Source organism: Streptomyces sp. NPDC031265, assembly GCF_055570295.1.
Genome location: NZ_JBVIHM010000029.1, coordinates 56,914 through 81,445 on the forward strand (window position 1 = coordinate 56,914; position 24,532 = coordinate 81,445).

At 71.8% G+C, this 24,532-nt stretch carries 17 protein-coding genes; 1 reads left to right on the forward strand and 16 read right to left on the reverse strand.

Annotated features, from left to right (window positions below):
* Nucleotides 1-198 precede the first annotated feature (198 nt).
* The 3 genes from obgE to rplU all read right to left on the reverse strand — a co-directional run bounded on the left by obgE (nucleotide 199) and on the right by rplU (nucleotide 2,355).
* Nucleotides 199-1,638, reverse strand: a complete 1,440-nt coding sequence (gene obgE, locus ACZ499_RS32500; RefSeq protein ID WP_468679784.1) for a GTPase ObgE — start codon at nucleotides 1,636-1,638, stop codon at nucleotides 199-201.
* 127 nt (nucleotides 1,639-1,765) lie between these two features.
* Entirely contained in the window at nucleotides 1,766-2,020 is a 255-nt protein-coding gene (gene rpmA, locus ACZ499_RS32505; RefSeq protein WP_371652700.1) for a 50S ribosomal protein L27, read from the reverse strand.
* Between the two features lie 14 nt (nucleotides 2,021-2,034).
* Nucleotides 2,035-2,355: a 50S ribosomal protein L21 gene (gene rplU / locus ACZ499_RS32510; protein ID WP_015033583.1), complete on the reverse strand. Its 321-nt coding sequence runs from the start codon at nucleotides 2,353-2,355 to the stop codon at nucleotides 2,035-2,037.
* Nucleotides 2,356-2,656: 301 nt separating this feature from the next.
* On the opposite strand from rplU, the gene ACZ499_RS32515 reads away from it, so the two are divergent.
* Nucleotides 2,657-4,504, forward strand: coding sequence for a hypothetical protein (locus ACZ499_RS32515; RefSeq protein WP_468679787.1), 1,848 nt, complete (start codon nucleotides 2,657-2,659; stop codon nucleotides 4,502-4,504).
* Nucleotides 4,505-4,842: 338 nt separating this feature from the next.
* On the opposite strand, the gene ACZ499_RS32520 is transcribed toward ACZ499_RS32515, so the two are convergent.
* The 13 genes from ACZ499_RS32520 to folC all read right to left on the reverse strand — a co-directional run bounded on the left by ACZ499_RS32520 (nucleotide 4,843) and on the right by folC (nucleotide 24,236).
* The gene (locus ACZ499_RS32520) at nucleotides 4,843-8,892 is read right to left on the reverse strand and encodes an Rne/Rng family ribonuclease (RefSeq protein ID WP_468679788.1); all 4,050 of its coding nucleotides are present in this window, start codon (nucleotides 8,890-8,892) and stop codon (nucleotides 4,843-4,845) included.
* A 261-nt stretch (nucleotides 8,893-9,153) separates the two neighbouring features.
* On the reverse strand, nucleotides 9,154-9,981 hold the full coding sequence (locus ACZ499_RS32525) for a TIGR03936 family radical SAM-associated protein (protein WP_468679790.1): 828 nt from the start codon (nucleotides 9,979-9,981) through the stop codon (nucleotides 9,154-9,156).
* 132 nt (nucleotides 9,982-10,113) lie between these two features.
* Nucleotides 10,114-11,169 carry a hypothetical protein gene (locus tag ACZ499_RS32530; protein ID WP_468679792.1) on the reverse strand — a complete coding sequence of 352 codons (1,056 nt, stop codon included), beginning with the start codon at nucleotides 11,167-11,169 and terminating at the stop codon, nucleotides 10,114-10,116.
* 74 nt (nucleotides 11,170-11,243) lie between these two features.
* Nucleotides 11,244-13,172, reverse strand: a complete 1,929-nt coding sequence (locus tag ACZ499_RS32535) for a TIGR03960 family B12-binding radical SAM protein (RefSeq protein ID WP_385547391.1) — start codon at nucleotides 13,170-13,172, stop codon at nucleotides 11,244-11,246.
* A gap of 197 nt (nucleotides 13,173-13,369) precedes the next feature.
* Nucleotides 13,370-14,917 (reverse strand): CYTH and CHAD domain-containing protein, encoded by a 1,548-nt coding sequence (locus ACZ499_RS32540; protein ID WP_468679794.1) that lies wholly within the window; start codon nucleotides 14,915-14,917, stop codon nucleotides 13,370-13,372.
* Nucleotides 14,918-15,043: 126 nt separating this feature from the next.
* On the reverse strand, nucleotides 15,044-16,234 hold the full coding sequence (gene rodA / locus ACZ499_RS32545; RefSeq protein WP_468679796.1) for a rod shape-determining protein RodA: 1,191 nt from the start codon (nucleotides 16,232-16,234) through the stop codon (nucleotides 15,044-15,046).
* A gap of 5 nt (nucleotides 16,235-16,239) precedes the next feature.
* Nucleotides 16,240-18,444, reverse strand: a complete 2,205-nt coding sequence (mrdA, locus tag ACZ499_RS32550; protein ID WP_468679798.1) for a penicillin-binding protein 2 — start codon at nucleotides 18,442-18,444, stop codon at nucleotides 16,240-16,242.
* 16 nt (nucleotides 18,445-18,460) lie between these two features.
* Entirely contained in the window at nucleotides 18,461-19,144 is a 684-nt protein-coding gene (gene mreD / locus ACZ499_RS32555; protein ID WP_468679800.1) for a rod shape-determining protein MreD, read from the reverse strand.
* A gap of 12 nt (nucleotides 19,145-19,156) precedes the next feature.
* The gene (mreC, locus tag ACZ499_RS32560) at nucleotides 19,157-20,245 is read right to left on the reverse strand and encodes a rod shape-determining protein MreC (RefSeq protein WP_468679802.1); all 1,089 of its coding nucleotides are present in this window, start codon (nucleotides 20,243-20,245) and stop codon (nucleotides 19,157-19,159) included.
* Between the two features lie 136 nt (nucleotides 20,246-20,381).
* Nucleotides 20,382-21,401 (reverse strand): rod shape-determining protein, encoded by a 1,020-nt coding sequence (locus tag ACZ499_RS32565; RefSeq protein WP_468406650.1) that lies wholly within the window; start codon nucleotides 21,399-21,401, stop codon nucleotides 20,382-20,384.
* Nucleotides 21,402-21,681: 280 nt separating this feature from the next.
* On the reverse strand, nucleotides 21,682-22,095 hold the full coding sequence (gene ndk / locus ACZ499_RS32570) for a nucleoside-diphosphate kinase (RefSeq protein ID WP_371652711.1): 414 nt from the start codon (nucleotides 22,093-22,095) through the stop codon (nucleotides 21,682-21,684).
* Between the two features lie 284 nt (nucleotides 22,096-22,379).
* Nucleotides 22,380-22,718: a DUF4233 domain-containing protein gene (locus tag ACZ499_RS32575; protein WP_468679805.1), complete on the reverse strand. Its 339-nt coding sequence runs from the start codon at nucleotides 22,716-22,718 to the stop codon at nucleotides 22,380-22,382.
* 6 nt (nucleotides 22,719-22,724) lie between these two features.
* On the reverse strand, nucleotides 22,725-24,236 hold the full coding sequence (folC, locus tag ACZ499_RS32580; RefSeq protein ID WP_468679807.1) for a bifunctional tetrahydrofolate synthase/dihydrofolate synthase: 1,512 nt from the start codon (nucleotides 24,234-24,236) through the stop codon (nucleotides 22,725-22,727).
* Nucleotides 24,237-24,532: the final 296 nt, after the last annotated feature.

The following is a 24,532-nucleotide window of genomic DNA, read 5'->3' on the forward strand; positions in this document are numbered from 1 at the left end:
GCGGACGTCCTCGTGGACACCCGGTGTTCTGATGTCCTCAAGTATGCCAATCCCCCGCGCCCCAAAGGGGCGCGGGGAAGTGACGCTGTGCGGCTCCGCCGCGATGGGGGTCCCGGCCCCCCTGTTCGAGCGGAGCCGAGAACTTGGGGGAGAGACCAGCCACGGACGACCGCAGCCGACCATCGACAGCCAAAACCCCTAGAACGGGTTGAAGTCGTCGAACTCCTGCTGCGCGTCGTCCCGCTCCGCATCGCGGTCACGACGCCGCTGAGCGGCAGGACGGGGCGCCTCCAGACGGTGGTCCTCGCCACGGCGGCCCAGCATCTCCGCGCCCGCCATCATCGTCGGCTCCCAGTCGAAGACGACCGCGTTCTCCTCGGGGCCGATGGCCACGGCGTCGCCCGCGCGGGCGCCCGCCTTCATCAGCTTGTCCTCGACGCCGAGGCGGCTGAGGCGGTCCGCGAGGTAGCCGACGGCCTCGTCGTTGTTGAAGTCGGTCTGGCGGATCCAGCGCTCCGGCTTCTCGCCGCGCACCCGGTAGACCTCGGCCGCCTCGTCGTAGGTGACGGTGAAGCCCGCGTCGTCGACCGCCTTGGGGCGGATCACGATCCGGGTGGCCTCCTCGACGGGCTTGGCGGCACGCGCCTCGGACACGATCTTCGCGAGCGCGAAGGAGAGCTCCTTGAGACCGGTGCGGGCGACCGCGGAGACTTCGAAGACCTGGTAGCCGCGCTCCTCCAGGTCGCCGCGGATCATGTCCGCGAGGTCCTGGCCGTCCGGGATGTCGATCTTGTTGAGGACGACGACGCGGGGCCGGTCGTCGAGGCCGCCGTACTGCGTCAGCTCGGCCTCGATGACGTCGAGGTCGGAGACCGGGTCGCGCTCGGACTCCAGGGTGGCGGTGTCCAGGACGTGGACGAGCACCGAGCAGCGCTCGACGTGCCGCAGGAACTCCAGGCCCAGGCCCTTGCCCTGGCTGGCGCCGGGGATGAGGCCGGGGACGTCGGCGATGGTGTAGACGGTCGAGCCCGCGGTGACCACGCCCAGGTTCGGGACGAGCGTGGTGAACGGGTAGTCCGCGATCTTCGGCTTGGCGGCGGACAGGACGGAGATCAGGGAGGACTTGCCCGCGCTCGGGTAGCCCACCAGCGCCACGTCGGCGACGGTCTTGAGCTCCATGACCACGTCACGGGCCTCGCCGGGCTCGCCGAGCAGCGCGAAGCCGGGGGCCTTGCGCCGGGCGGAGGCGAGCGCCGCGTTGCCGAGGCCGCCGCGGCCGCCCTGGCCGGCGATGAAGGTGGTGCCCTGGCCGACGAGGTCGGCGAGCACGTTGCCGTCCTTGTCGAGGACGACCGTGCCGTCCGGGACGGGCAGGACCAGGTCCTGGCCTTCCTTGCCGGTGCGGTTGTCGCCGGCGCCGGGCTGGCCGTTGGTGGCCTTGCGGTGCGGGCTGTGGTGGTAGTCGAGGAGCGTGGTCACCGACTGGTCGACGACCAGGATGACATCGCCGCCACGGCCGCCGTTGCCGCCGTCGGGGCCGCCGAGCGGCTTGAACTTCTCCCGGTGTACGGAGGCGCAGCCGTGGCCTCCGTTACCCGCGGCGACATGCAGCTCGACGCGGTCCACGAAGGTGGTCATGGGCTTGCCTCCAGTACGTACGGAATGTCTGTGTAATACCGTGTTTCATTAGAAACACGCGAAAGGCGGACCTGCTTCCCGTACGGGCTCCGTACGGGAAGTGAGGTCCGCCTCACGAGAGAACCGGTCAGACGACCGGAACGATGTTCACGACCTTGCGGCCACGGTGGGTGCCGAACTGCACCGCGCCGGCCTGCAGGGCGAACAGCGTGTCGTCGCCACCGCGGCCGACACCGGCGCCCGGGTGGAAGTGGGTGCCACGCTGGCGGACCAGGATCTCACCGGCGTTGACGGTCTGACCGCCGAAGCGCTTCACACCGAGCCGCTGAGCATTGGAGTCGCGACCGTTCCGGGTGGACGATGCGCCCTTCTTGTGTGCCATGTCTCCTCAGTCCCTTACTTCGCAGCCGCGGGGATGCCGGTGACCTTGATCGCCGTGTACTGCTGGCGGTGGCCCTGGCGACGGCGGTAACCGGTCTTGTTCTTGTACCGAAGGATGTCGATCTTGGCACCCTTGTGGTGGTCCACGACCTCGGCCGTGACCTTGATGCCGGCCAGCACCCACGGGTCGCTGGTAACAGCGTCGCCGTCGACAACGAGCAGGGTCGAGAGCTCGACCGTGTCGCCAACCTTGGCAGTGGAAATCTTGTCAACCTCAACGATGTCGCCGACAGCAACCTTGTGCTGGCGACCACCGCTGCGCACGATGGCGTACACGCGGGTCTCTCTCTCGCTCGGAACGGAAACCCCTGAAGCCAGCCGCGTCACACAGGTGAACCCGTGGTGATCCGGAATGGACGAGCGGCCTCTCCCCGCTACCGCGAACGGTCGCCGGGAGGGAGGTGCTCAGGGGCGGACGCATGGAAACACGCCGAGGGTCAAGGTTACGGGCCGCTTTCCCACGGGTCAAACCGGCCGATCGTCACCGGGCCCCGCACCCCGCACAGCCGCCCCGGGGCCCGCGTGTCGGAGGTCACTGATTCAATAATCACTCGTGCACCTGCGTTCGCTCCTCTCCATGCCCCGCATGCTCCGCCACGGCTCGTCCGTGGGCGCGGACCTGCCTCCCGACGAGGCCGTCACCCTCGACGCCCCGGACGGCCCGATGGGCGACGCGCTGGCCGCCGTGCACGCGGGCGACCGCGCCCCGGCCGCCGCCCTGCTCGCCGGCACCCGCGAGCGGGCCGAGTGGGAGCGCCGCAGCACCTACGTCACCCAGCTCGCCGCGGCCGCCCTGCACAGCCCCGGCTGGCTGGACGACTGGCTCGCCGAGTCGCCCGAGGACCCCGACGCCGTCCTCGTCAAGGCCGAGCTCTGCGTCCACCAGGCGTGGGAGATACGCAGCGCGGCGCGCGCCAGGGACGTGGCGGCCGAGCAGTTCCAGGCGTTCTTCGCGCTGCTCGGGGACGCCGTCCCGGTGGCGTCCGCGGCCGCCCGGCTCAACCCCACCGACCCGGTGCCCTGGCAGATCGCGCTCACCCACGCCCGCGGCAGCCAGGCATCGCGCGAGGTGTTCGACGCGTACTGGGCGGAGGCCGTCGCCCGCTCCCCGCACCACTACGGATGCCACGCGGCGGCCTTGCAGTACCTCTCCGAGAAGTGGTACGGCTCGCACGGCGAGATGTTCGCCTTCGCCGAGCGGGCCGCCGAGAGCGCACTGCCCGGCTCCAAGCTGCACGCGCTGCCGCTGCTCGCGGCCGTCGAGTACGTGGTGGTCTCCGACGACCCGCGCCAGAGCCCCGTCGAGCGGGCCAGGATCGACGCCGCCGTCGAGCGCGGCCTGGAGCTCTCCACCTGGTACGAGCCGGGCGACCCGGACGCGGCGGACTTCCGCAACCACCTCGTCCTGATGCTGATCCTGCACGAGCGGTGGGCCGAGGCGCTGGACGTGTTCCGGGCGATCGGGGTGCGGGCGCGCACGTATCCGTGGGCGTATCTGGGCGAGCCGCGCACCGAGTTCGTGGAGCTGCGCTCGGGGGTGCGGATGCAACTGGCGTCGCGGACACCGCTGTTCTCCCGGCCCGGACGCCCCGGCGGCCCGGACGCGTCCCCGGGCCCCGCGGGATCCGCCGCCGCGTCCGGGGACGCGAGCGCCCTCGGACCCCGCTCGCTCGCGATAGCCGCCGCGCCGCCGCACGAGGTCGCCGAGGCCGCGCTGATGTGCGGCGTCTCGCTGCGGATCGCGCCCGCGCGGACCGGCATGAGTTACGTGGAGCTCGTCCCGGACCCCTCGCCCGGGCGGCGCGCGGCGCTGGCCCGCGACGACCGGCTGACAGCTGCGGCCGACAGCTTCACCACCGGCGAGAAGTGGGCCGCGCTCGTCCTGCGCCGCACCGGGCCCCGGTACGGGCTCACGCTCCTCCAGAAGGGCAAGGAGACCGCGGCCCACCAGTGGGACCCCGCGGCCCCGGTCACCGACCACGCGGTGGCGTCCGCGACCGCGCAGGCCCTGGCGGCGGCGTTCTCGGTCCGCGACGCCCGGCCGCTGGTGACGCTGCTGCGGGGCGCGGACTCCCCCGCCCGCCGCCAGGCCGACCTGGTGGCGGCGCTCGGCCTGCCGCCCCTGCCGCCGGGCTTCGGTGAGCACGACGAGGTCCTGCTCACCGTCCCCGGCGCCCAACTCCTGGCCCGCCGGGGCGTGTTGCGCGGCATCCGCGACTCCCTGTCCACGGACCTGGGCACCCCGGCGATCCCGGTGCCGCGCAGCCGCCGCTGGTGGCGCCTGCGCATCGCGGGGCTCGCGCTCCTGGTCCCGGCGTCCGCGTACGCCTGGACGACCCCGGACTGCTACCGCGCGACCATCCCGACCCTGGCGAGCCTGTTCCTGGGCAGCCAGCTGCGCACGGCTTGGCGGAGCAGGGGCTGAGGCCGGGCGCGGGGGGCTCCGCTGGAGGTGCGGTGCCTTCGACTGCGGGCCGTCTGTGGCGGGTCGCTCCCCCCAAGTTCTCGGCTCCGCTCGAACAGGGGGGACCCCCATCGCGGCGGAGCCGCACGATGTCACAGCCCCGCGGCCCCTTGAATGCCGCTGCGCGGCAGTCCCCTGGGCGCCTCGAAGGGGCGCATCCATGGGTGCGGGGAACTGCGCGACCGGCCCAGCACGGCCCGCACACGAACACGAGCCCCCACCCGACCGCAGGCAAGACCGAAGGCCCGGCCCCGGAATCCCGGGGCCGGGCCTTCGGTGTCGCGTCAGACCGGCAACGGTCAGCTCTCCGACGACGTCGACGCCGGCTCGGCCGCCGCCTTCTTCGTCGTCTTCTTCGCCGTCGTCTTCTTCGCCGCGGTCTTCTTGGCCGCCGTCTTCTTGGCGACCGCCTTCTTCGCGGTGGTGGCCTTCTTGACCGTCTTGCGGGCCGTCTTCTTGGCCGGGGCCGCCTCCTCCTCCGCGAGGGGCTCGGCCTGGGCCGGCTCGGCCGCCGTGGTGCTCTCCACCACGACCACCGCGGCCTCATCCGCGCCCGACGGCGAACCGGCGGGAGCGGTGGCCTTGCGGGTCACCCGGCGACGGGCCCGCGGCGGGGCGGCGGCGGGCGCCTCCTCGACGACGGGCTCGGCCACGACCGGCTCGGCCACGACGGGCTCGGCCACGACCGACTCGGGCTCGACAGCCGCCACGACCGGCGTCTCCATGACGACCGGCTCCACCACGACCGGCTCGGCCGCGGCGGGCGGGCCCGCCGGGGCGGACGCCTTGCGGGTGGCCCGGCGACGGGAGCGGCCGCGCGGCGCGTCGTCCTCGATGAAGGACGCGACCGTCACCGGCTTCGACTCGGCCTCGGGCTCCGCCACCACCGGCTCGGCCTCGGTGACCGGCTCGGCGCCCCGCTTGGGCGCACCGGCCGGAGCCGACGCCTTGCGGGTCGCACGGCGACGGGAGCGGCCGCCACGGGCCGCGGCCTCCGCCTCGGCGGCGCTGCTGTAGAGCTCCTCGTCCGGCACGAACTCCGGCTCGGCGAGCGCGACGGGGGCCGCGACCTCGGCCGCCACCTCCGCCTCGGTCTCGACGGCTTCGGTGTCGAGCGCCTCGTGCTCGTGCACCTCGTGCTCGTGCTCGGCGCCGCCCCGGCCGCGCTTCTTGGAGCGCTTGCCGTTGCCGCCGCCACCGGCACCGGTCGGCTGCTCCATGTGCACGATCACACCGCGCCCGTTGCAGTGGACACAGGTCTCGGAGAACGACTCCAACAGGCCCTGGCCGACCCGCTTGCGGGTCATCTGGACCAGGCCCAGCGAGGTGACCTCGGCGACCTGGTGCTTCGTACGGTCGCGGCCCAGGCATTCGAGCAGACGCCGCAGCACCAGGTCCCGGTTGGACTCCAGGACCATGTCGATGAAGTCGATGACGACGATGCCGCCCAGGTCGCGCAGCCGCAGCTGGCGCACGATCTCCTCGGCCGCTTCGAGGTTGTTCCTCGTCACGGTCTCTTCGAGGTTGCCGCCCTGGCCGGTGAACTTGCCGGTGTTCACGTCGACGACGATCATCGCCTCGGTCTTGTCGATCACCAGCGAGCCGCCGGACGGCAGCCAGACCTTGCGGTCCAGCGCCTTCATCAGCTGCTCGTCGATCCGGTACGTCGCGAAGACGTCGACCTCGGAGGTCCACCGGGAGAGGCGGTCCGCCAGGTCGGGCGCCACGTGCGCGACGTAGCCGTGGATGGTCTCCCAGGCCTCGTCACCGCTGACGATGACCTTGGTGAAGTCCTCGTTGAAGATGTCGCGCACGACGCGGACGGTCATGTCCGGCTCGCCGTACAGCAGGCTCGGCGAGCTCGTCGAGATCTGCTTGGCCTTCTTGGAGATCTCCTCCCACTGGGCCTGCAGACGCTCGACGTCACGGCGCAGCTCGTCCTCGCTCGCGCCCTCGGCGGCGGTGCGCACGATGACGCCCGCGTCCTCGGGGACGATCTTCTTGAGGATGGTCTTGAGCCGGGCCCGCTCGGTGTCCGGGAGCTTGCGGCTGATGCCGGTCATCGAGCCCTCGGGCACGTACACGAGGTAGCGGCCGGGCAGCGAGACCTGGCTGGTCAGGCGGGCGCCCTTGTGGCCGATCGGGTCCTTGGTGACCTGCACCAGGACCGACTGGCCGGACTTGAGGGCGGCCTCGATGCGGCGCGGCCCGTTGGCCATGCCCAGCGCCTCGAAGTTGACCTCACCGGCGTACAGGACGGCGTTGCGGCCCTTGCCGATGTCGACGAACGCGGCCTCCATCGACGGCAGCACGTTCTGGACCTTGCCCAGGTAGACGTTGCCGACGTACGAGGTGGCCTCCTCCTTGTTGACGTAGTGCTCGACCAGCACGTTGTCTTCCAGGACGGCGATCTGGGTGCGCTCGCCGCTCTGGCGGACGACCATCACGCGCTCGACGGCCTCGCGGCGCGCCAGGAACTCCGCCTCGGTGATGATCGGCACCCGGCGGCGGCCCTGCTCGCGGCCCTCGCGGCGGCGCTGCTTCTTCGCCTCCAGACGGGTCGAGCCCTTGATGGACTGCACCTCGTCGGACGGCTCGGCCTTCTCACGCGCCGGACGCGGCTCGCGGACCTTGACGACCGTGCGCTCCGGGTCGTCCTGAACCGACTCGTGGTCGCCCCCGTCACCGCTGCGGCGACGGCGCCGGCGACGACGGCGGCTGCTGGCGGTGCCGGCGGCGGAGGGGGTGTCCTCGGACTCGTCCTCCTCGTCCTCGAACGCCTCGGTCTCGCCCTCGGCGGACTCCTCCGGCTCCGACTCCTCGGAATCGGCGGACTCGCCGCGGCGACGGCGGCGGCCACCGCGGCGGCGACGGCGCGAGGGACGGTCGTCCTCGTGCTCCTCGGCCTCGGCGCCCTCCGGCTCCTCCTCGGCGGACTCGGCCTCGTCGGCCTCCTCGGCCACGGGGGCCTGCGGCTCGGGCGTGGCCTCGGCGGGCTCGCCACGACGGCGGCGGCGACGGCGCGAACCGCCCTGCGGCTCGGCCTGCTCGACGACCGGCTCGGCCGCGGTCTCCTCCGGCTCCTCCTCGTCCGTCACCTCGGTGGCGGCCTGGGCGGCGGCCGCGGCGGCGGTCTCCGGGGTCTGGAACATCGGCTCGTGGAAGACCGGCGCCTGGAAGACGGCGACGGCGGGGCGGGTGGCGCGGCGGCGCGATCGGCCGGTCTCCGGCTTCGGCTCGGCCTCCGTCTTCGGCTCGGCCTCGGGCGCCGCCTTCACGGGCTCCTCGGCGGCGGCCGGAGTGAACTGAGGCGCGGTGGCCTTACGGGTGGCGCGGCGACGGGTGCGCCCACGGGGCGCCTCGTCCTCGGCGGCGGGCTCGGCGGCCTCTTCGGCCACAGCGGTCTCGACGACCGCGGCCGCGACCGGCTCGGCCTCGATCTCGGTCTCCTCGGCGGCCTTGGGCGCACCGGCCGGAGCCGTGGCCTTACGGGTCGCACGGCGACGGGTGCGCGCCGGGGCGGCGGGCTCCTCGGCGGCGGCCACGACGGCGGCCTCCTCGGCCGGGGAGGCGACCGGGTCCTCGGCGGCGACGGCCGGCGGCGCGCCGATGGCGGCCGGGGTCTCCTCGACGGCGGGGGCACCGGCGGGCGCGGTGGCCTTGCGGGTGGCACGGCGACGGGTCCGCGCCGGGGCGGCGGGCTCCTCGACGGCCTCGGGCTCGACAGGCTCCTCGGCCACGGCGGCCTCGGGGGCCACGACGGCCTCGGTCTCCTCGGCGGCCCTGGGCGCACCGGCGGGGGCCGTGGCCTTACGGGTCGCACGGCGACGGGTCCGCGCCGGAGCGGCGGGCTCCTCGGCCTCGACGGTCTCGGGCTCGACGGCGGCCGGGGCCTCGACGGCCTCGGGCGTCTCGTCGGCGGCCTTGGGCGCACCGGCCGGAGCGGCCACCTTGCGGGTGGCGCGGCGGCGCGTGGGGGTACCTCCCTGGCCCTTAAGGCCTTGGGGGCGCTCCGGAGCGGCCTCGTCGGTGGCGGCGGGGGTTTCCGCCGCCTCGGTGACGGCCGGGGTCTCCTCGGCGGCAGCGGCGGGCGCACCCGCCGGAGCGGTCGCCTTACGGGTGGCTCGGCGGCGCGGGCGCGCCGGAGCGGCCTCGTCGGTGGCGGCGGGTGCCTCGGCCGGGGTCTCGGTGGCCGCGGCGGCCGTCTCGGGCGCGTCGGCGCCGGCGGCTCCCGGCGGACCGGCGGGCCGCGACGCCGCGCGGCGCCTGCGGCGCGGCGGCAGCGTGTCGCTGGGGCTGTTGTTGTCGTCCCCGGTCACACCGGGTTCGTTCTTCTCGTTCTCAAGCATGCGGGCGTAGCTCCCGTCACGCTCCCGGGCGCCGCGCCTGGTTCCGGTCCGGCGGCACGTCCGCGTGATGTGCGCGGGTGACGTCGTCCGGGGCGCGGTCGCCGCACGGGAGCTGATATGTCCGGCTCGCCGGTTCCGTACGCGATGTACGCACGGCCTGGCGAAAGTCTCCTGGTCTGTGCGCTGCCCGACCCAGGTGGCTCCCGAGTACCAGGGCTGCGCTACAACGACTGCCCCTTGCGGCGGGACCGCCCCCAAGGCCTAAAGGGCCAGGGGGGTACCCCCAGGCGCCGTCGCAGAAGCGGTCCCGGCGGCCTTGGGTGGAGCGGCCGGGGCTGCCTCGCGGTCGGGCGCGAGCGGGTCGGTCACCGTGCCGGACTCCTCGTCGAAGAGCCCCTGCGCCAGCCTGGTCACCGCTGCGGGGACCGGCGGCGCCAGGTCGGCCACAGCTCGGAGACCGGACAGGACGTCGTCGGGTCGCACGGCAGGTGTCAGGTGCCGTACCACCAGGCGCAGTATCGCACAGGGCTTGTCCACCGGCCTATTGATGGGCGCGGCGGGAGCCGCTCCAGCGGAGCCGACGAAGTCGGACTGTGGAGGAAGCGCCTGGAGCCCGGCGACCGCGCCGCGCGTGTCGAAGGTGCGCACGCCGTTCTTGGTCTTGCGCTGGACCTCGACGGTCTCGGCGGCGAGGAAGGCCTCGACGGCCTTCTCGGCGTCCTCGACGGTCACTCCGTCGAGGCGCATCTCCCAGATGGAGGCGGTCAGCCGGTCGGCGAGGCCCGAGGTGCGGGCCTCCACGGCGTCGGTGATGTCGAGCCCGGTGGGCAGCGACTCGTCGAGCAGCGTGAGCAGCTTCGCCGGGTCGCGGTACTCGGTGAGCGCGATCTCCAGGTACTCGGCCTCGGAGCCGGTGCCGGTGGGGGCGGCGTTCGCGTACGAGACCTTGGGGTGCGGGGTGAAGCCCGCCGAGTACGCCATGGGCACCTCGGCGCGGCGCAGCGCGCGTTCGAAGGCGCGCTGGAAGTCGCGGTGGCTGGTGAACCGGAGGCGGCCGCGCTTGGTGTAGCGCAGTCGGATGCGCTGCACCGCAGGTGCGGGCGGCGGGCCTTCGGGCTGTCGCTTGCCCAGTGGTTCTTCTCCTCGTGCGGGGCGGGCGCGGTGGGCGCCGCCCACCTGTCCTGTGGGGGCCCTCCGGTCACAGCCCGCGCGCCGCCCGGCTCATCCCTCCGACTTGCGGAGGGAGATCTCGGGGGCGGGCACCGCGCCGGAGGCAGTAGTTGTACTACCCAGAGTACGCGCAGGATGCGGTGCCGGTTCCCGGGGCGGGCCGCCCACTAGCGCCCGCCAGGTGTCGGCGCGCGCCTGCCGGACGGTGTCGCGGGCCGCGGCGAGGGCTTCGCGCGCGGTGCGTCCGGCGGCGCCGAGCGCGGCGCCCGCGACCCTTCCGGCCTCGACGGCGGCCCGCTTCACCGGGGCCCACACCGTGTCCCGGACCCAGTGCAGGACGGGCGCGCACACCGTCCGCCACACCCACCGCACCGGCCGTCCGACCAGTTGCCACCCGAGCCACTTCAGCCCGCGCCCGACGGCCCGGGAGAGGTGTCCGGCGATCCGCCAGGCGTGCCCGAACGCGGCGGCGACCTCGCGGGCGACGACCGCGACGGCGTGCCCGATCGGCGTCAGCACACGCCGGTAGAACCACCCGACGGGTACCACAAACAGGATAAAACCCACTCGAACGAGGGCAGTTCCGATCGCGGAGACGACCATCCCGATCCCGCGGGCGACCCAGGCAAGCCCCACCCCGAGCCCGGCGCCGACCCAGGACAGCCCGACCCACGCTCCGGTCGCGACCCAGGCCAGCCCCGCCCCCACCCCGGCGGCGACCCACGCGATGCCATGGCCCACCGGAGTGAGCACATACCGGTACAGCCACACCACCGGGGCGACCACCCCGTACCGCCACACCGGCACGACCAGCCACCGCCACAGCCATGCCGGCGGGGTCACCACCAGCGTGCGGAGCAGCCAGGACAGGCAGTGGCCGAGGAAGACGAGGGGGACCACGACCAGCGTGTGGCCCAGCCACTTCAGCGCGCGGCCCGCCGGGCACAGGACCGTGCGGTGGAGGGCACGGGCGGCTGCGGCCAGGACGTCCCAGATCATGCGGACCGGCACGACCAGGACCAGGACGACGATCCGCACGGGGATGCGGATCGCGACGGTCAGACAGCCCTCGGGCTGCCCCGGCGGCGGTTGCTGCGGGAGTTCCATGAACGTCAGGACGCGGCGCAGGCCCCGCATCGTTGCGATGCGGGGCCTGCCGTGATCAACCGGTGATCGAGTGGTTACTTGACGACCGTCAGCGGGAGCAGTTTCTTGCCCGTCGGGCCGATCTGGATGTGCGTGTCCATCTGCGGGCACACACCGCAGTCGAAGCACGGCGTCCAGCGGCAGTCCTCGACCTCGGTCTCGTCCAGCGCGTCCTGCCAGTCCTCCCAGAGCCAGTCCTTGTCGAGACCGGAGTCCAGGTGGTCCCAGGGCAGGACCTCCTCGTACGTACGCTCGCGCGTGGTGTACCAGTCGACGTCCACGCCGTACGACGGCAGCGTCTTCTCGGCGCAGGCCATCCAGCGGTCGTACGAGAAGTGCTCGCGCCAGCCGTCGAAGCGGCCGCCGTCCTCGTAGACGGCCCGGATGACCGAGCCGACGCGGCGGTCGCCGCGCGAGAGCAGGCCCTCGACGATGCCCGGCTTGCCGTCGTGGTAGCGGAAGCCGATGGAGCGGCCGTACTTCTTGTCGCCGCGGATCTTGTCGCGGAGCTTGCCCAGGCGCTCGTCCGTCTGCTCGGCGGAGAGCTGCGGCGCCCACTGGAACGGGGTGTGGGGCTTGGGGACGAAGCCGCCGATCGACACCGTGCAGCGGATGTCGTTCTGGCCCGACACCTCGCGGCCCTTGGCGATCACGTTGACCGCCATGTCGCCGATCTGCAGGACGTCGTCGTCGGTCTCGGTGGGCAGGCCGCACATGAAGTACAGCTTCACCTGGCGCCAGCCGTTGCCGTACGCGGTCGCGACGGTACGGATCAGGTCCTCTTCGGAGACCATCTTGTTGATGACCTTGCGCATGCGCTCGCTGCCGCCCTCGGGGGCGAAGGTCAGACCGGAGCGACGGCCGTTCCTGGTCAGCTCGTTGGCGAGGTCGACGTTGAAGGCGTCCACGCGGGTGGAGGGGAGGGACAGGCCGATCTTGTCCTCCGTGTACCGGTCCGCGAGGCCCTTGGCGATCTCACCGATCTCGGTGTGGTCGGCGCTCGACAGGGACAGCAGGCCGACTTCCTCGAAACCGGTCGCCTTGAGACCCTTCTCCACCATCTCGCCGATGCCGGTGATGCTTCGCTCCCGCACGGGGCGCGTGATCATGCCGGCCTGGCAGAAACGGCAGCCGCGGGTGCAGCCGCGGAAGATCTCGACGGACATGCGCTCGTGGACGGTCTCCGCGAGCGGCACGAGCGGCTGCTTCGGGTACGGCCACTCGTCGAGGTCCATGACGGTGTGCTTGCTGACCCGCCACGGCACGCCCGACTTGTTCGGGACGACACGGCCGATGCGGCCGTCCGGCAGGTACTCGACGTCGTAGAACGCCGGGACGTAGATGTTGCCGGTCTTGGCGAGGCGGAACAGGACCTCCTCGCGGCCGCCGGGGCGCCCCTCGGCCTTCCACCCGCGGATGATCTCGGTCATGTCGAGCACGGCCTGCTCGCCGTCGCCGATGACCGCGCAGTCGATGAAGTCCGCGACCGGCTCGGGATTGAAGGCCGCGTGGCCGCCCGCGAGGACGATCGGGTCGTCCATGGTGCGGTCCTTGGACTCCAGCGGGATGCCCGCGAGGTCCAGGGCCGTGAGCATGTTGGTGTAGCCGAGCTCGGTGGAGAAGCTGAGGCCGAAGACGTCGAAGGCGCCGACGGGCCGGTGGCTGTCCACGGTGAACTGCGGAAGCTTGTGCTCGCGCATCAGCGCTTCCATGTCCGGCCACACGCTGTACGTGCGCTCGGCGAGGACGCCCTCGCGCTCGTTCAGCACCTCGTAGAGGATCATGACGCCCTGGTTGGGCAACCCGACCTCGTACGCGTCCGGGTACATGAGCGCCCAGCGGACATCGCAGCTCCCCCAGTCCTTGACGGTGGAGTTGAGCTCGCCGCCGACGTACTGGATCGGCTTCTGCACGTGCGGGAGCAGAGCTTCGAGCTGCGGGAAAACAGACTCGGCAGCAGACATCTGGAACCTTCGTGAGCTGGCTGGGGGGGCGACTCTCAAGCGTAACCCGAGTCGAGCCGCCCCCGGCACGGCGATCTTGAACGGCCCCGCAGCGGTGGGGAGCAGAGCGCCCAGCGCACCTCGCGGCTTCCCAGGTGGATCACCTCCGCCTGCACGGAGAAGCCGTGCACCGATAAAACGATCGCGAGCCCGTTCGGTTACGCCCCGAGCGCCGCCCGCAGCTTCGGCCGCGACGCCCTGTGCCACACCTCGGGCAGCTCCCGCTCGCGGTCGGCCGCCGCCGCCACCTCCTGGCCGTACAGGAGTCCCCAGGTGAACGCGGACTCGCCGGCCAGGTGGGCCTGGATCGCCAGGCCGCGCAGGGCCTCGCGGGCCACCACGCTGTCCTGGTGGTCGCCCAGGACCGTCTGCACCGCCTTCATCCGCTTGGCGAACCTCTTCGCGGGGGCGCCGAGCGCGGGCTTGGCGGCCTCGGCGGCGTACCGGGCGCGCTTGGCCGCCTTGCGGGCGTCGTGCATGGCCAGGTCGCGCGGCTCGCCGGGACCGAGCTCCAGGGCGTGCGCTATCCGGCCCGCCAGCCGCTCGTAGTCCTTGATCACCGTCTTGGGCAGCACCTCCGCGACCGGCCGCCGGGCCGCCGGGCGCAGCGGCGGGGCGGCGAGCAGCGCGTCCAGGGTGTCGAGCAGGGCGAGGTAGCGCTTGCTGCCCAGGACCGCGATGGTCTTGCGGCGCGAGCCGGAGCGGCGGGCGACGCTCCAGATGCGCAGCCGTCCCCGGACCGGTCCCAGCAGGAGGGTGCGGGGCAGGGCGGCGATGCGGTTCTGGAGGCGTTCGGTGAGCACTTCCTGGTCGCGGTCGACGCCGAGCTCGGCCGCGAGCCACTTCAGCTCTTCGCCGACGGGGTCGGTGACGGTCCGGTCGAGGACCTTCCCGTACGACTTGAAGGCGCTGCGCAGCCGGCGCGTGGCGACGCGCATCTGGTGGACGGAGTCGGGCAGGTCGCGCCGGACGGCGGGGTCGAAGCCGATCAGGGCGTCGCGCTGCGCGCGGAGATAGCCGAGGACGTGGTCGCCGGCGGTGGCCTTGTCCCCGGCGGAAGCCCTGTCCGCAGCCGGGGGCTTGTGGAGGGCCGGTGCGGCCGGGGCCGTCTCCGCCAGCGCCCGCGCCAGTTTCGACGCGCTGTGCGACGGGCGCAGGCCCGCCTTGCGCAGGCGCTTCTCGACGTGGTCGAGGAGGGCGGGGTCCACCTCGTCGGCGAGTTCCACCTCGATCTCGGTCCAGGCGGCCGTGGCGACCTGCCCCGGGCTCAGCCGCTGCGCCCGCACCGCGTCGACGCTCACCTCGGCGAGCAGCGCGCCGTCCCCGTCGAGCAGATGGCGTACGTGGCGGGAGGAGAGCAGTCGTACGACGGGGGCCAGTGGCGTGTGGCGGACGCGGGAGCGCAGGAGTGCGGCCAGGGTGCGGGGGACGTCCGGGGACAGGGGTGCGCGGATCTCGTCGCGGATGCCGGTGGCGACCGGGAACTTCAGGTGCCAGCCCGCGTCGTCTCCGCCCGTTCGGCGGCGCAGGGTGAGGGAGTCCGCGGCCAGGCGCAGGTCCTGGGTGTCGTAGTAGACGGCGTCCAGCTCCGCCACGCCCTTGTCGACGACGCTGGCGACGCCCGCGGCCTTCGTGAGGTCGGGGAGCCGGACGTCGTCGCCGGTGGCTTCGTACTTCCGCTCGATCTCGCGCTTCGTCTCCGCCATGAATTGAATCTAGACGCGAAATCGGGCCCTAAACAGAGCGCCGGACCGGCCATCGCGGCCGGTCCTGCATTCCTCGTGACCCAGGGGGCGCGCAGCAGCCATGTCACCGCGCCCCCAGCGGAGCGCTCACGCCGTTATCGGGCGCTGCACTCTGATCGACTGGAGGAGTCCGATCGCCACCCAGACGGCGAACATCGACGATCCTCCGTACGAGACGAACGGCAGGGGCAGGCCCGCCACCGGCATGATGCCGAGTGTCATCCCGATGTTCTCGAAGGACTGGAACCCGAACCAGGCGATGATCCCGGCCGCCACGACCGTGCCGTACAGCTCGGTCGTCTCGCGGGCGATGCGGCAGGCGCGCCACAGGACCACGCCGAGCAGCACGAGGATCAGGCCCGCGCCGACGAAGCCGAGCTCCTCCCCCGCGACCGTGAAGACGAAGTCCGTCTGCTGTTCGGGGACGAACTGGCCGGTGGTCTGGCTGCCCTTGAACAGTCCGGTGCCGGTCAGTCCGCCGGAGCCGATGGCGATACGGGCCTGGTTGGTGTTGTAGCCGACGCCCGCCGGGTCGAGGTTGGGGTTGGCGAAGGCCGCGAAGCGGTTGATCTGGTACTCGTCGAGCAGCCCGAGCGCCGCCACCGCGACCGCGCCCGCCACGCCCGCTCCTATCAGGCCGAGCACCCACCGGTTGGAGGCTCCACAGGCGAGCAGCACGCCCAGGATTATGATCACGATGACCATGACCGAGCCGAGGTCCGGCATCATCATGATGATCAGGATCGGGAGCGCGGCCAGGCCCAGCGACTTCATCACCGTGCGGTGGTCGGGGTGGGCCTGGTCCCCGGCGTCGACGCGCGACGCCAGTATCATCGCCATCCCCAGGATGATCGTGATCTTGGTGAACTCGGAGGGCTGGAGCGAGAAGCCGCCGCCGATGATGATCCAGGCGTGCGCGCCGTTGACGGTCGCGCCCAGCGGGGTCAGCACGGCGAGGATCAGCACCACCGACAGCCCGTAGAGCACCGGCACCGCGCCCCGCAGGGTGCGGTGGCCCAGCCAGATCGTGCCGATCATCAGGCCGAAGCCGATGCCGGTGTTCATGGCGTGCCGGATCAGGAAGTAGTACGGGTCGCCCTGGTTGAGCTGGGTGCGGTTGCGGGTCGCGGACCACACGAGCAGCGAGCCGATGAGGGACAGCGCGAGCGCCGCGAGCAGCAGCGGCCAGTCGAGCCGGCGCATCACCGAGTCGCGCGCGGTCAGCCTGGCGAAGGTGGAGCGCTCCGGCGCGTAGCGCTGGACGGAGAAGCCGGCCATGGTGCTCAGTCCCTCCGTCCGTGGCGCGCGCCGTTGCGGTTGTCGGTGTTGGCCGCGGCGAGCTGCTGCTCACCGGTCTTCTTCTCGGGGACCTTCTGCGAGTCCGGGTCGTACGGCTCGATCTTCGGCGCGTCGATGGAGCCGTCGGCCTGGATCCTGGGCAGGGCCTGCTGAGGCTCGGGCAGCAGGGCGCGCCCCAGGTCCTGGGTGCCCGCGTCGTCGAGCCCGTAGAGCGCGTCGTAGATGTTGCGCACGGCGGGGCCGGAGGCGCCGGAGCCCGTACCACCCTGGGAGATCGTCATGACGATCGAGTAGTCCTTGGTGTACGTGGCGAACCACGAGGTCGTCTGCTTGCCGTAGACCTCGGCGGTGCCGGTCTTGGCGTGCATCGGGATCTGCTTCTGCGGCCAGCCGCCGAACCGCCAGGCGGCCGTACCGCGGGTGGCGACTCCCGCGAGGGCTTTGTCTATGTCGTCGCGGGTGGCCCGGGTCATCGGCAGCTTGCCGTGCGCCTTGGGCTTGATCTCGTTGACCGACTTGCCGTCGGCGCTGATGACGGCCTTGCCGACGGTCGGGTCGTAGAGGGTGCCGCCGTTGGAGATCGCCGAGTAGATCGTCGCCATCTGGATGGGGGTGACGAGGGTGTCGCCCTGGCCGATTGAGTAGTTGACCGAGTCACCCGCGCGCATGAGGTTTCCCTCCAGGCAGTTCTCGTACTCGATCTTCTCGACGTAGTCGCCGTCCTTCTTGCCGTGCTTGCACCAGGCGTCCTTGTTGGCCGCCCAGAACCGCTGCTTCCACTGGCGGTCGGGGACCCGGCCGGGGACCTCGCTGGGCAGGTCGACTCCGGTCTTGGAGCCGAGCCCGAAGTCGTGGGCGGTCTTGTAGAACCAGTCGGCGGCGTCCTTCTTCGGCTTCATGCCGCCGTCCTTGAGCCACTGGTCGTGCGCGAGCCCGTAGTACACGGTGTCGCAGGAGACCTCCAGGGCCTGGCCGATGCTGATGTTGCCGTGGCCCTGCGACTCGAAGTTCTTGAAGACCTGTCCGCCCACCGAGTACGAACTGGGGCAGGGGTAGCTGCCGTTGAAGGCGTATCCGGCGCGGACCGCGGCCGCCGAGGAGACCACCTTGAAGATCGAGCCGGGGGCCGCCTGGCCCTGGATGGCCCGGTTCAGCAGCGGGTAGTTGGAGCCCTTGCCGGTGAGGGCCTGGTAGTCCTTGGCGGAGATGCCGCCGACCCAGGCGTTCGGGTCGTAGTTGGGCAGCGACGCCATGGCGACGACCCGGCCGGTCTTGGCCTCCATCACCACGACCGCGCCCGCGTCCGCCTTGTAGTTCTCGTTGGTGTTCTTGTCGAACTCCTTGCGGGCCTCTTCCATCGCGTGGTTGAGCTCGTACTCGGCGACGGCCTGCACCCGTGCGTCTATCGACGTGACGATGTTCGAGCCCGGCTCGGCCTTGTCGCTCTGCGCCTGCCCGATGACCCGGCCGAGGTTGTCCACCTCGTAGCGGGTCACCCCCGCCTTGCCCCGCAGCTGCTTGTCGTACGTGCGCTCAAGGCCCGAGCGTCCCACCATGTCCGAGCGCAGATACGGCGAGTCGGTGTTCTTCGCCTTGGTGATCTCCTCGTCGGTGACCGGCGAGAGGTAGCCGAGGACCTGGGCCGTGTTGGCCTTGCCCGGCGAGGTGTAGCGGCGCACCGCGGTGGGGTCGGCGGTGATGCCGGGGAAGTCCTCGGAGCGCTCGCGGATCTGGAGGGCCTGCTGGGTGGTGGCCTTGTCGGTGACCGGGATCGGCTGGTACGGCGAGCCGTTCCAGCACGGCTTGGGCGTCTTGGCGTCGCAGAGCCGGACCTTTTCCATGACGTCCTGCGGCTTCATGCCGAGGACGGTCGCGAGCCGGGTCAGCACGGCCTTGCCCTGGTCGGGCATCTTCGTCAGATCGGTACGGGACGCGGAGACCACGAGCCGGGTCTCGTTGTCGGCGAGCGGCACACCGCGCGCGTCCAGGATCGCGCCGCGCACGGCGGGCTGGACGACCTGCTGCACATGGTTGTTCTTGGCCTCGTCCTCGTACTCCTGCCCGTTGCGGATCTGGAGGTACCAGAGGCGCCCGCCCAGGGTGAGGAGCAGGGAGAAGACGAGGACCTGGATGATGATGAGCCGGATCTGCACCCGGGGGGTGCGTCCCGTCTCGGGGATGTTGCTCACGCCGTGGCCCCCTCGTTCACAGTCGCTTGACGCCCTTGATGCGGCCGGCCCGGGCCGCGCGGTTGCGGACGGCCTTCATACGCAGGCCGCCCTTCTGGTTGCCGATGCGCAGACCGGTGCCGCCGGAGAGCCAGCCGGAGGCGATGCCGGTGCCGTTCTTGGCCGAGCCGCCGCCCCCGGACGTCTCGCCGAGCGGGTCGTTCTCGGCCCGTCTGGCCAGCGCCATGATCAGCGGCACCGTGAACGGGGCGAGGAGCAGGTCGTAGACGGCGGCCGTGAACAGCAGGTTCATCAGGCCGACGTGGCGGGCCGCGGTGTCGCCGACGAGGGCGCCCACGCTCGCGTAGAGCAGCGTGGAGCCGACGGCCGCGCCGACCACCACGGCCATGGGCCCGGTGGCCGAGCGCAGCCGGCCGTGGTCGGGCTTGGCGAGCCCCGCCGCGTAGCCGATCACGCAGAGCACCAGGGCGTAGCGCCCGGCGGCGTGGTCGGCGGGCGGGGCGAGGTCGGAGAGCAGGCCCGCGCCGAACCCGACGAAGGCGCCGCCGAGGTGTCCGTAGACGAGGGCGAGGCCGACGACGGTGAGCAGCAGCAGGTCCGGGACGGCGCCCGGGAGCTGGAGCCGGGCGAGGACGCTCACCTGGACGACGAGGGCGACGACGACCAGGGCGGAGGAGAGGATGACCCTGTTGATACGCATCTGGATCAGCTCCTACTGGTCGCCGTCGGCGGCGGCGTTGTTGTTCGCGTTGCCGTTGTTCGCGGGGCCGTTGGGATTCGCGGCGCCGTTGGGGTTGGCGTTGCCATTGGGGGTGGCGTTGTTCGGGTCGCCGCCCGGGATCGGCACGTTCGGGTCCGCCGCGTTCGGGTTCGCCTGGTTCGGGTTCGAGTTCGGGGCCGGGGTGACCGTCACCGTCACGGTGGGCGTCGGGGTCGGCCTGGGCTTGGCGGGCAGCACCTGGTCGCGCGGGTCGGTGCGCGGGGCCTGGACGACGACGCCGACGATGTCGAGCTTGGTGAACCCGACGTACGGACGCACGTAGACGGTCCGGGTCAGGTCGCCGCCGGAGGGGTCGACGCGGACCACCTCGCCGACCGGGACGCCGGGCACGAACGGCTTGTCGGACTGCGATCCGAAGGTCACCAGGCGGTCGCCCGCCTTGACCTTGGCCTTGCCGTTGAGCAGCTGCACCGACAGCGGCCGGTCGCCCTGGCCGGTGGCGAAGCCCAGTTCGTCGCTGTTCTCCATCCGGGTGCCGACCGTGAAGTCCGGGTCGTTGGCGAGCAGGACGGTGGCGGTGGACGGGCCGACGGTGGTGACCCGGCCGACGAGCCCCTCCCCGTTCAGTACGGTCATGTCGCGCTTGATGCCGTCGCGCGAGCCGGCGTCGATGGTGACGGTCCAGGAGAAGCCCTGGGCCGCTCCTATCCCGATGACCTGCGCGGCCTTGATGCCGTACTGGCCCTCGCCGGCGGTCTTGAGCATCGAGTCGAGCTGGCCCAGGCGCGAGCGGTTGCGGGCGTCGCTGCCGAGCTTCTGCTTCAGCGCCTCGTTCTCGCGCTGGAGGTCGGCGATCTTGTTGTGGCGCTCACCCGAGTCGCGCACCGCGCCGATGGCGTTGCCGACCGGGTCGACGGCGGCCGCCATGCCGTTCTCCACCGGCCCGAACACCGTGGCGGCGGCCTGCCGGGCCCCGTCCACCGGTGAATTCTCCCCACCCCGGATGTCGACCGTGATCAGCGCGAACGCTACGGCGATCAGCAGCACCAGGAGCAGCCGGCTCTCTCGTGTGTCCCTCACGTGCGGCGGCCGTGCCTTCCTCGTCGGAATCTGTTCGATCTGTATATCAACGATCCGCCGTACGGGTCGGCACTGGCCCGTACGGGCGGTCCCCCCTGGCCACTCGGTGACCCGGGGGGACGGCGGCCGGTGGCGCTTATCGGCGCGGCTGGGCGTCGAGTACCTGCTGGAGCGCCTCGAACTCCTCGACGCACTTGCCGGATCCCAGAGCGACCGAATCCAGCGGGTCCTCGGCGATGTGGATCGGCATGCCGGTCTCGCGGCGCAGCCGCTCGTCGAGGCCGCGCAGCAGGGCGCCGCCGCCGGTGAGGACGATGCCGCGGTCCATGATGTCGCCGGAGAGCTCCGGCGGGCACTTGTCGAGCGTCGTCTTCACGGCATCGACGATCGCGTTGACCGGCTCCTCGATGGCCTTGCGGACCTCGGCGGCCGAGATGACCACGGTCTTGGGCAGCCCGGAGACCAGGTCGCGGCCGCGGATCTCGGTGTGCTCGTCCTTGTCGAGTTCGTACGCCGAGCCGATGGTGATCTTGATCTGTTCGGCGGTGCGCTCACCGAGGAGGAGGCTGTACTCCTTCTTGATGTGCTGGATGATCGCGTTGTCCAGCTCGTCGCCGGCGACCCGGATGGACTGCGCCGTGACGATTCCGCCGAGCGAGATCACCGCGACCTCGGTGGTGCCGCCGCCGATGTCGACGACCATGTTGCCGGTCGCCTCGTGGACGGGCAGGCCCGAGCCGATGGCCGCGGCCATGGGCTCCTCGATGATGTGCACCTGGCGGGCGCCGGCCTGGGTGGAGGCCTCGATGACGGCGCGGCGCTCGACTCCGGTGATACCGGAGGGCACACAGACGACGACGCGCGGGCGCGCCAGGTAACGCCGCTTGTGGATCTTCAGGATGAAGTAGCGGAGCATCCGCTCCGTGATCTCGAAGTCGGCGATGACGCCGTCCTTCAGCGGTCGTACGGCCACGATGTTGCCCGGCGTACGGCCGATCATCTTCTTCGCCTCGGCGCCGACCGCCAGGATGCCGCCGGTGTTGGTGTTGATGGCGACGACGGACGGTTCGTTCAGGACGATTCCGCGGCCCCTGACGTACACCAGCGTGTTGGCGGTCCCGAGGTCGACAGCCATGTCACGGCCGATGAACGACATGTTGATGCTCCCCATGAGGATGCGTCCGGCCTTCCCTAATCGAGCGTTGACGGCTTTTTAGGTCGGCGAGGTGGGTGCTGTGAGCGTGAGGCTCCATCGTAGTGCCGCCTGCACGGACACGGCGCGTTGGTCCACCTCTGGTAATGGTGACGACGTGTCGGTGCGATGCGTTCCCGACTTCGCCCCGCATATACCGAAGGGCGACCGAAATTCCTTCGGTCGCCCCAGGTCATGAGCGCTATATGGCTGACGCCCGGTCAGGAAATGGACCGGACCTGACTCAGACCAGACCCGGGAAGAAGATCTTCAGCTCGCGCTCGGCGGACTCCTCGGAGTCCGAGGCGTGGATGAGGTTCTCCCGGACGATGGTGCCGAAGTCGCCCCGGATGGAGCCGGGCGCGGCCGCGATCGGGTCGGTGGGACCCGCCAGTTGGCGTACGCCCTCGATGACCCGCTCGCCCTCGGCGACGAGGACGACGACGGGGCCGGACGCCATGAAGCCCATCAGGGGCTCGTAGAAGGGCTTGCCCTTGTGCTCGCCGTAGTGCGTCTCCAGGGTCTCCTGGTCCAGCGTGCGCAGCTCCATCGCCGGGATGGTCCAGCCGGCCTTGCGCTCGATACGGCCGATGATCTCGCCGATCAGGCCGCGACGGACGGCGTCGGGCTTGAGGATGACGAGAGTGCGCTGGGTCATGGTGTCCGGCTCCTTGCAGGCATACGTGTGCGGTGGGGCCGAGGCTACAGGGGACCCGGGACGCGGCCGCACCCGGACCGCCCCCTCGGGGCCGCGGCATCGCGGGGCGCGAGCAGGTGCTTCGCCTGCGGACCGTATGCGGCTGATCGCGCAGCTCCCCGCGCCCCCAACTGCCTGCGGATGCAGGGAACTGCGCGGGGGACCCAGCACGGTCCGCAGACAAACCGGGGGCCGGGGCACGACGGCCCCGGGGCCACATGTGGCCCCGGACGCCCCCGGACCACCTACGCCTGCGGCTCCGCCGCATAGCGCGCCTTCGCCTCGTCCACCTGGCGGCCGTAGTGGATCGAGGCCCACCACAGACCGGCGAAGACCGCACCGAGGAAGAACATGTGCGGGACGACGAAGCCGCTCGCGATCAGGGCGATCTGGAGCGCCCAGCCCAGCTGGACGCCGCCGGGACGGGTCAGCACACCGCACAGGAGCAGCGAGAACAGCATGGCGATGCCACTGACCGTCCAGACGGTGGTGGACGTCAGATCCGGGTCCTTCATGGCGACCAGACCGGCGAACCCCATGACGAAGAATTCACCGATGAGGGTGGAAGCGCAGAGCGTGCGCATCGGGCGTCAGCCCCTTCCCAGGAGCAGCCGGGCCTCGCCGACCGTGATCACGGAACCGGTGACGAGGACCCCCGCACCGGCGTACTCGTCCTCTTCCTCCGCCAGGGTGATCGCCGCCTCCAGCGCGTCGTCCAGGCGCGGCTCGACCACCACCCGTTCGTCGCCGAAGACCTCGACGGCGACCGCGGCCAGCTCGTCGACGTCCATCGAGCGGTGGCTGGAATTGGCGGTGACGACGATCTCGGCGAAGACCGGCTCGAAAGCCTCCAGGAGGCCCTTGACGTCCTTGTCGGCGCTGGCCGCGACCACGCCGATCAGCCGCGAGAAGCCGAACGCCTCGGTCAGGCCCTCGGCCGTGGCCAGGGCGCCCGCCGGGTTGTGGGCGGCGTCCAGGACGACGGTGGGGCTGCGGCGCACGACCTCCAGGCGGCCGGGCGAGACCACCGAGGCGAACGCCTTGCGGACGGTGTCCACGTCCAGCGGGCGGGCGTGCTCGGAGCCGATGCCGAAGAACGCCTCGACCGCGGAGAGCGCCACCGCCGCGTTGTGCGCCTGGTGCGCGCCGTACAGCGGGAGGAAGACGTCGTCGTACTCCCCGCCGAGGCCGCGCAGCGTCAGGAGCTGGCCGCCGACCGCGACCTCGCGCGCGACGATGCCGAATTCCATGCCCTCGCGCGCGACCGTCGCGTCCGCCCCGACGGCCTTCTTCAGCATCACCTGGGCCGCGTCGACCGGCTGCTGGGCCAGGATCACGGTCGCGTCCTGCTTGATGATCCCGGACTTCTCCACCGCGATCTCGGCGGGCGTGGAGCCGAGCCGGTCGGTGTGGTCCAGGGAGATCGGGGTGACCACGGCCACCGACGCGTCGATCACGTTGGTCGCGTCCCAGCTGCCGCCCATGCCGACCTCGACGACGGCCACGTCCACGGGGGTGTCCGCGAACGCCGCGTACGCCATGCCGGTGAGGACCTCGAAGAAGGAGAGGCGGTACTCCTGCTGGGCGTCGACCATCTCCACGTACGGCTTGATGTCCTCGTACGTCTCGATGAAGCGCTCGGCCGAGATCGGCGAGCCGTCCAGGCTGATGCGCTCGGTGATCGACTGGACGTGGGGGGAGGTGTACCGCCCGGTGCGCAGGTCGAAGGCGGCGAGCAGCGCCTCGATCATGCGGGCCGTGGACGTCTTGCCGTTGGTGCCGGTGATGTGGATCGAGGGGTACGCCCGCTGGGGCTCGCCCAGGACGTCCATCAGCGCCGAGATGCGGGAGACCGAGGGCTCCAGCTTGGTCTCGCCCCAGCGCGTAGCCAACTCCGTCTCGACCGCGCGCAGCGCCTTGTCGACCTCCGGGTCGGCGGGGCGGGCGGGGACGGGGTCGCCCTGCGGGAGGCCGCCTTGGGTGCGCAGGGTGCGGCTGCCGGCCTCGATCACCGCCAGGTCGGGGTCGCGTGTCGTCTCGGCCTCGACGATGTCGTCGAAGTGGTCGTCGGGGCTGCTGCTGCGGTCGGGCTGCTCGGTCACGACCCCAGTCTACGGAGGGGGACCGACAGCACCTTGGACCCGCCCCTTTCGGGACGTTCACCCCGCCGTCCCCACAGGGGACGAGGGCAAACTTGGCGATCATGGACATAGGGATCGACCTCGGCACGGCCGGCAAGTCCCGTGGGCTGCACCCCGGCCCCCCGCTACGGGGCTCCGCCCCGGGTCTCCGCCCCGGGTCTCCGTTCGTCTGCGGGTCGCCGGTGGCTGGTGGGGGGGGGGGGGGGGGGGGGGGGGGGGGGGGGGGGGAGGAGGGAGGCGAAAGCCCAAAATCCAAC

Bases quoted from the DNA above. Each gene is read 5' to 3' on its own strand.
- ACZ499_RS32515 (WP_468679787.1), top strand. From the start codon at position 2,657: ATGCCCCGCATGCTCCGCCACGGCTCGTCCGTGGGCGCGGACCTGCCT.
- ACZ499_RS32540 (WP_468679794.1), bottom strand. From the start codon at position 14,917: ATGGCGGAGACGAAGCGCGAGATCGAGCGGAAGTACGAAGCCACCGGC.
- ndk (WP_371652711.1), bottom strand. From the start codon at position 22,095: ATGACCCAGCGCACTCTCGTCATCCTCAAGCCCGACGCCGTCCGTCGC.
- ACZ499_RS32520 (WP_468679788.1), bottom strand. From the start codon at position 8,892: ATGCTTGAGAACGAGAAGAACGAACCCGGTGTGACCGGGGACGACAAC.
- ACZ499_RS32565 (WP_468406650.1), bottom strand. From the start codon at position 21,401: ATGTCGTTCATCGGCCGTGACATGGCTGTCGACCTCGGGACCGCCAAC.
- ACZ499_RS32530 (WP_468679792.1), bottom strand. From the start codon at position 11,169: ATGGAACTCCCGCAGCAACCGCCGCCGGGGCAGCCCGAGGGCTGTCTG.
- mreD (WP_468679800.1), bottom strand. From the start codon at position 19,144: ATGCGTATCAACAGGGTCATCCTCTCCTCCGCCCTGGTCGTCGTCGCC.
- rpmA (WP_371652700.1), bottom strand. From the start codon at position 2,020: ATGGCACACAAGAAGGGCGCATCGTCCACCCGGAACGGTCGCGACTCC.
- rodA (WP_468679796.1), bottom strand. From the start codon at position 16,234: ATGGCCGGCTTCTCCGTCCAGCGCTACGCGCCGGAGCGCTCCACCTTC.
- ACZ499_RS32575 (WP_468679805.1), bottom strand. From the start codon at position 22,718: ATGCGCACGCTCTGCGCTTCCACCCTCATCGGTGAATTCTTCGTCATG.
- obgE (WP_468679784.1), bottom strand. From the start codon at position 1,638: ATGACCACCTTCGTGGACCGCGTCGAGCTGCATGTCGCCGCGGGTAAC.
- ACZ499_RS32535 (WP_385547391.1), bottom strand. From the start codon at position 13,172: ATGTCTGCTGCCGAGTCTGTTTTCCCGCAGCTCGAAGCTCTGCTCCCG.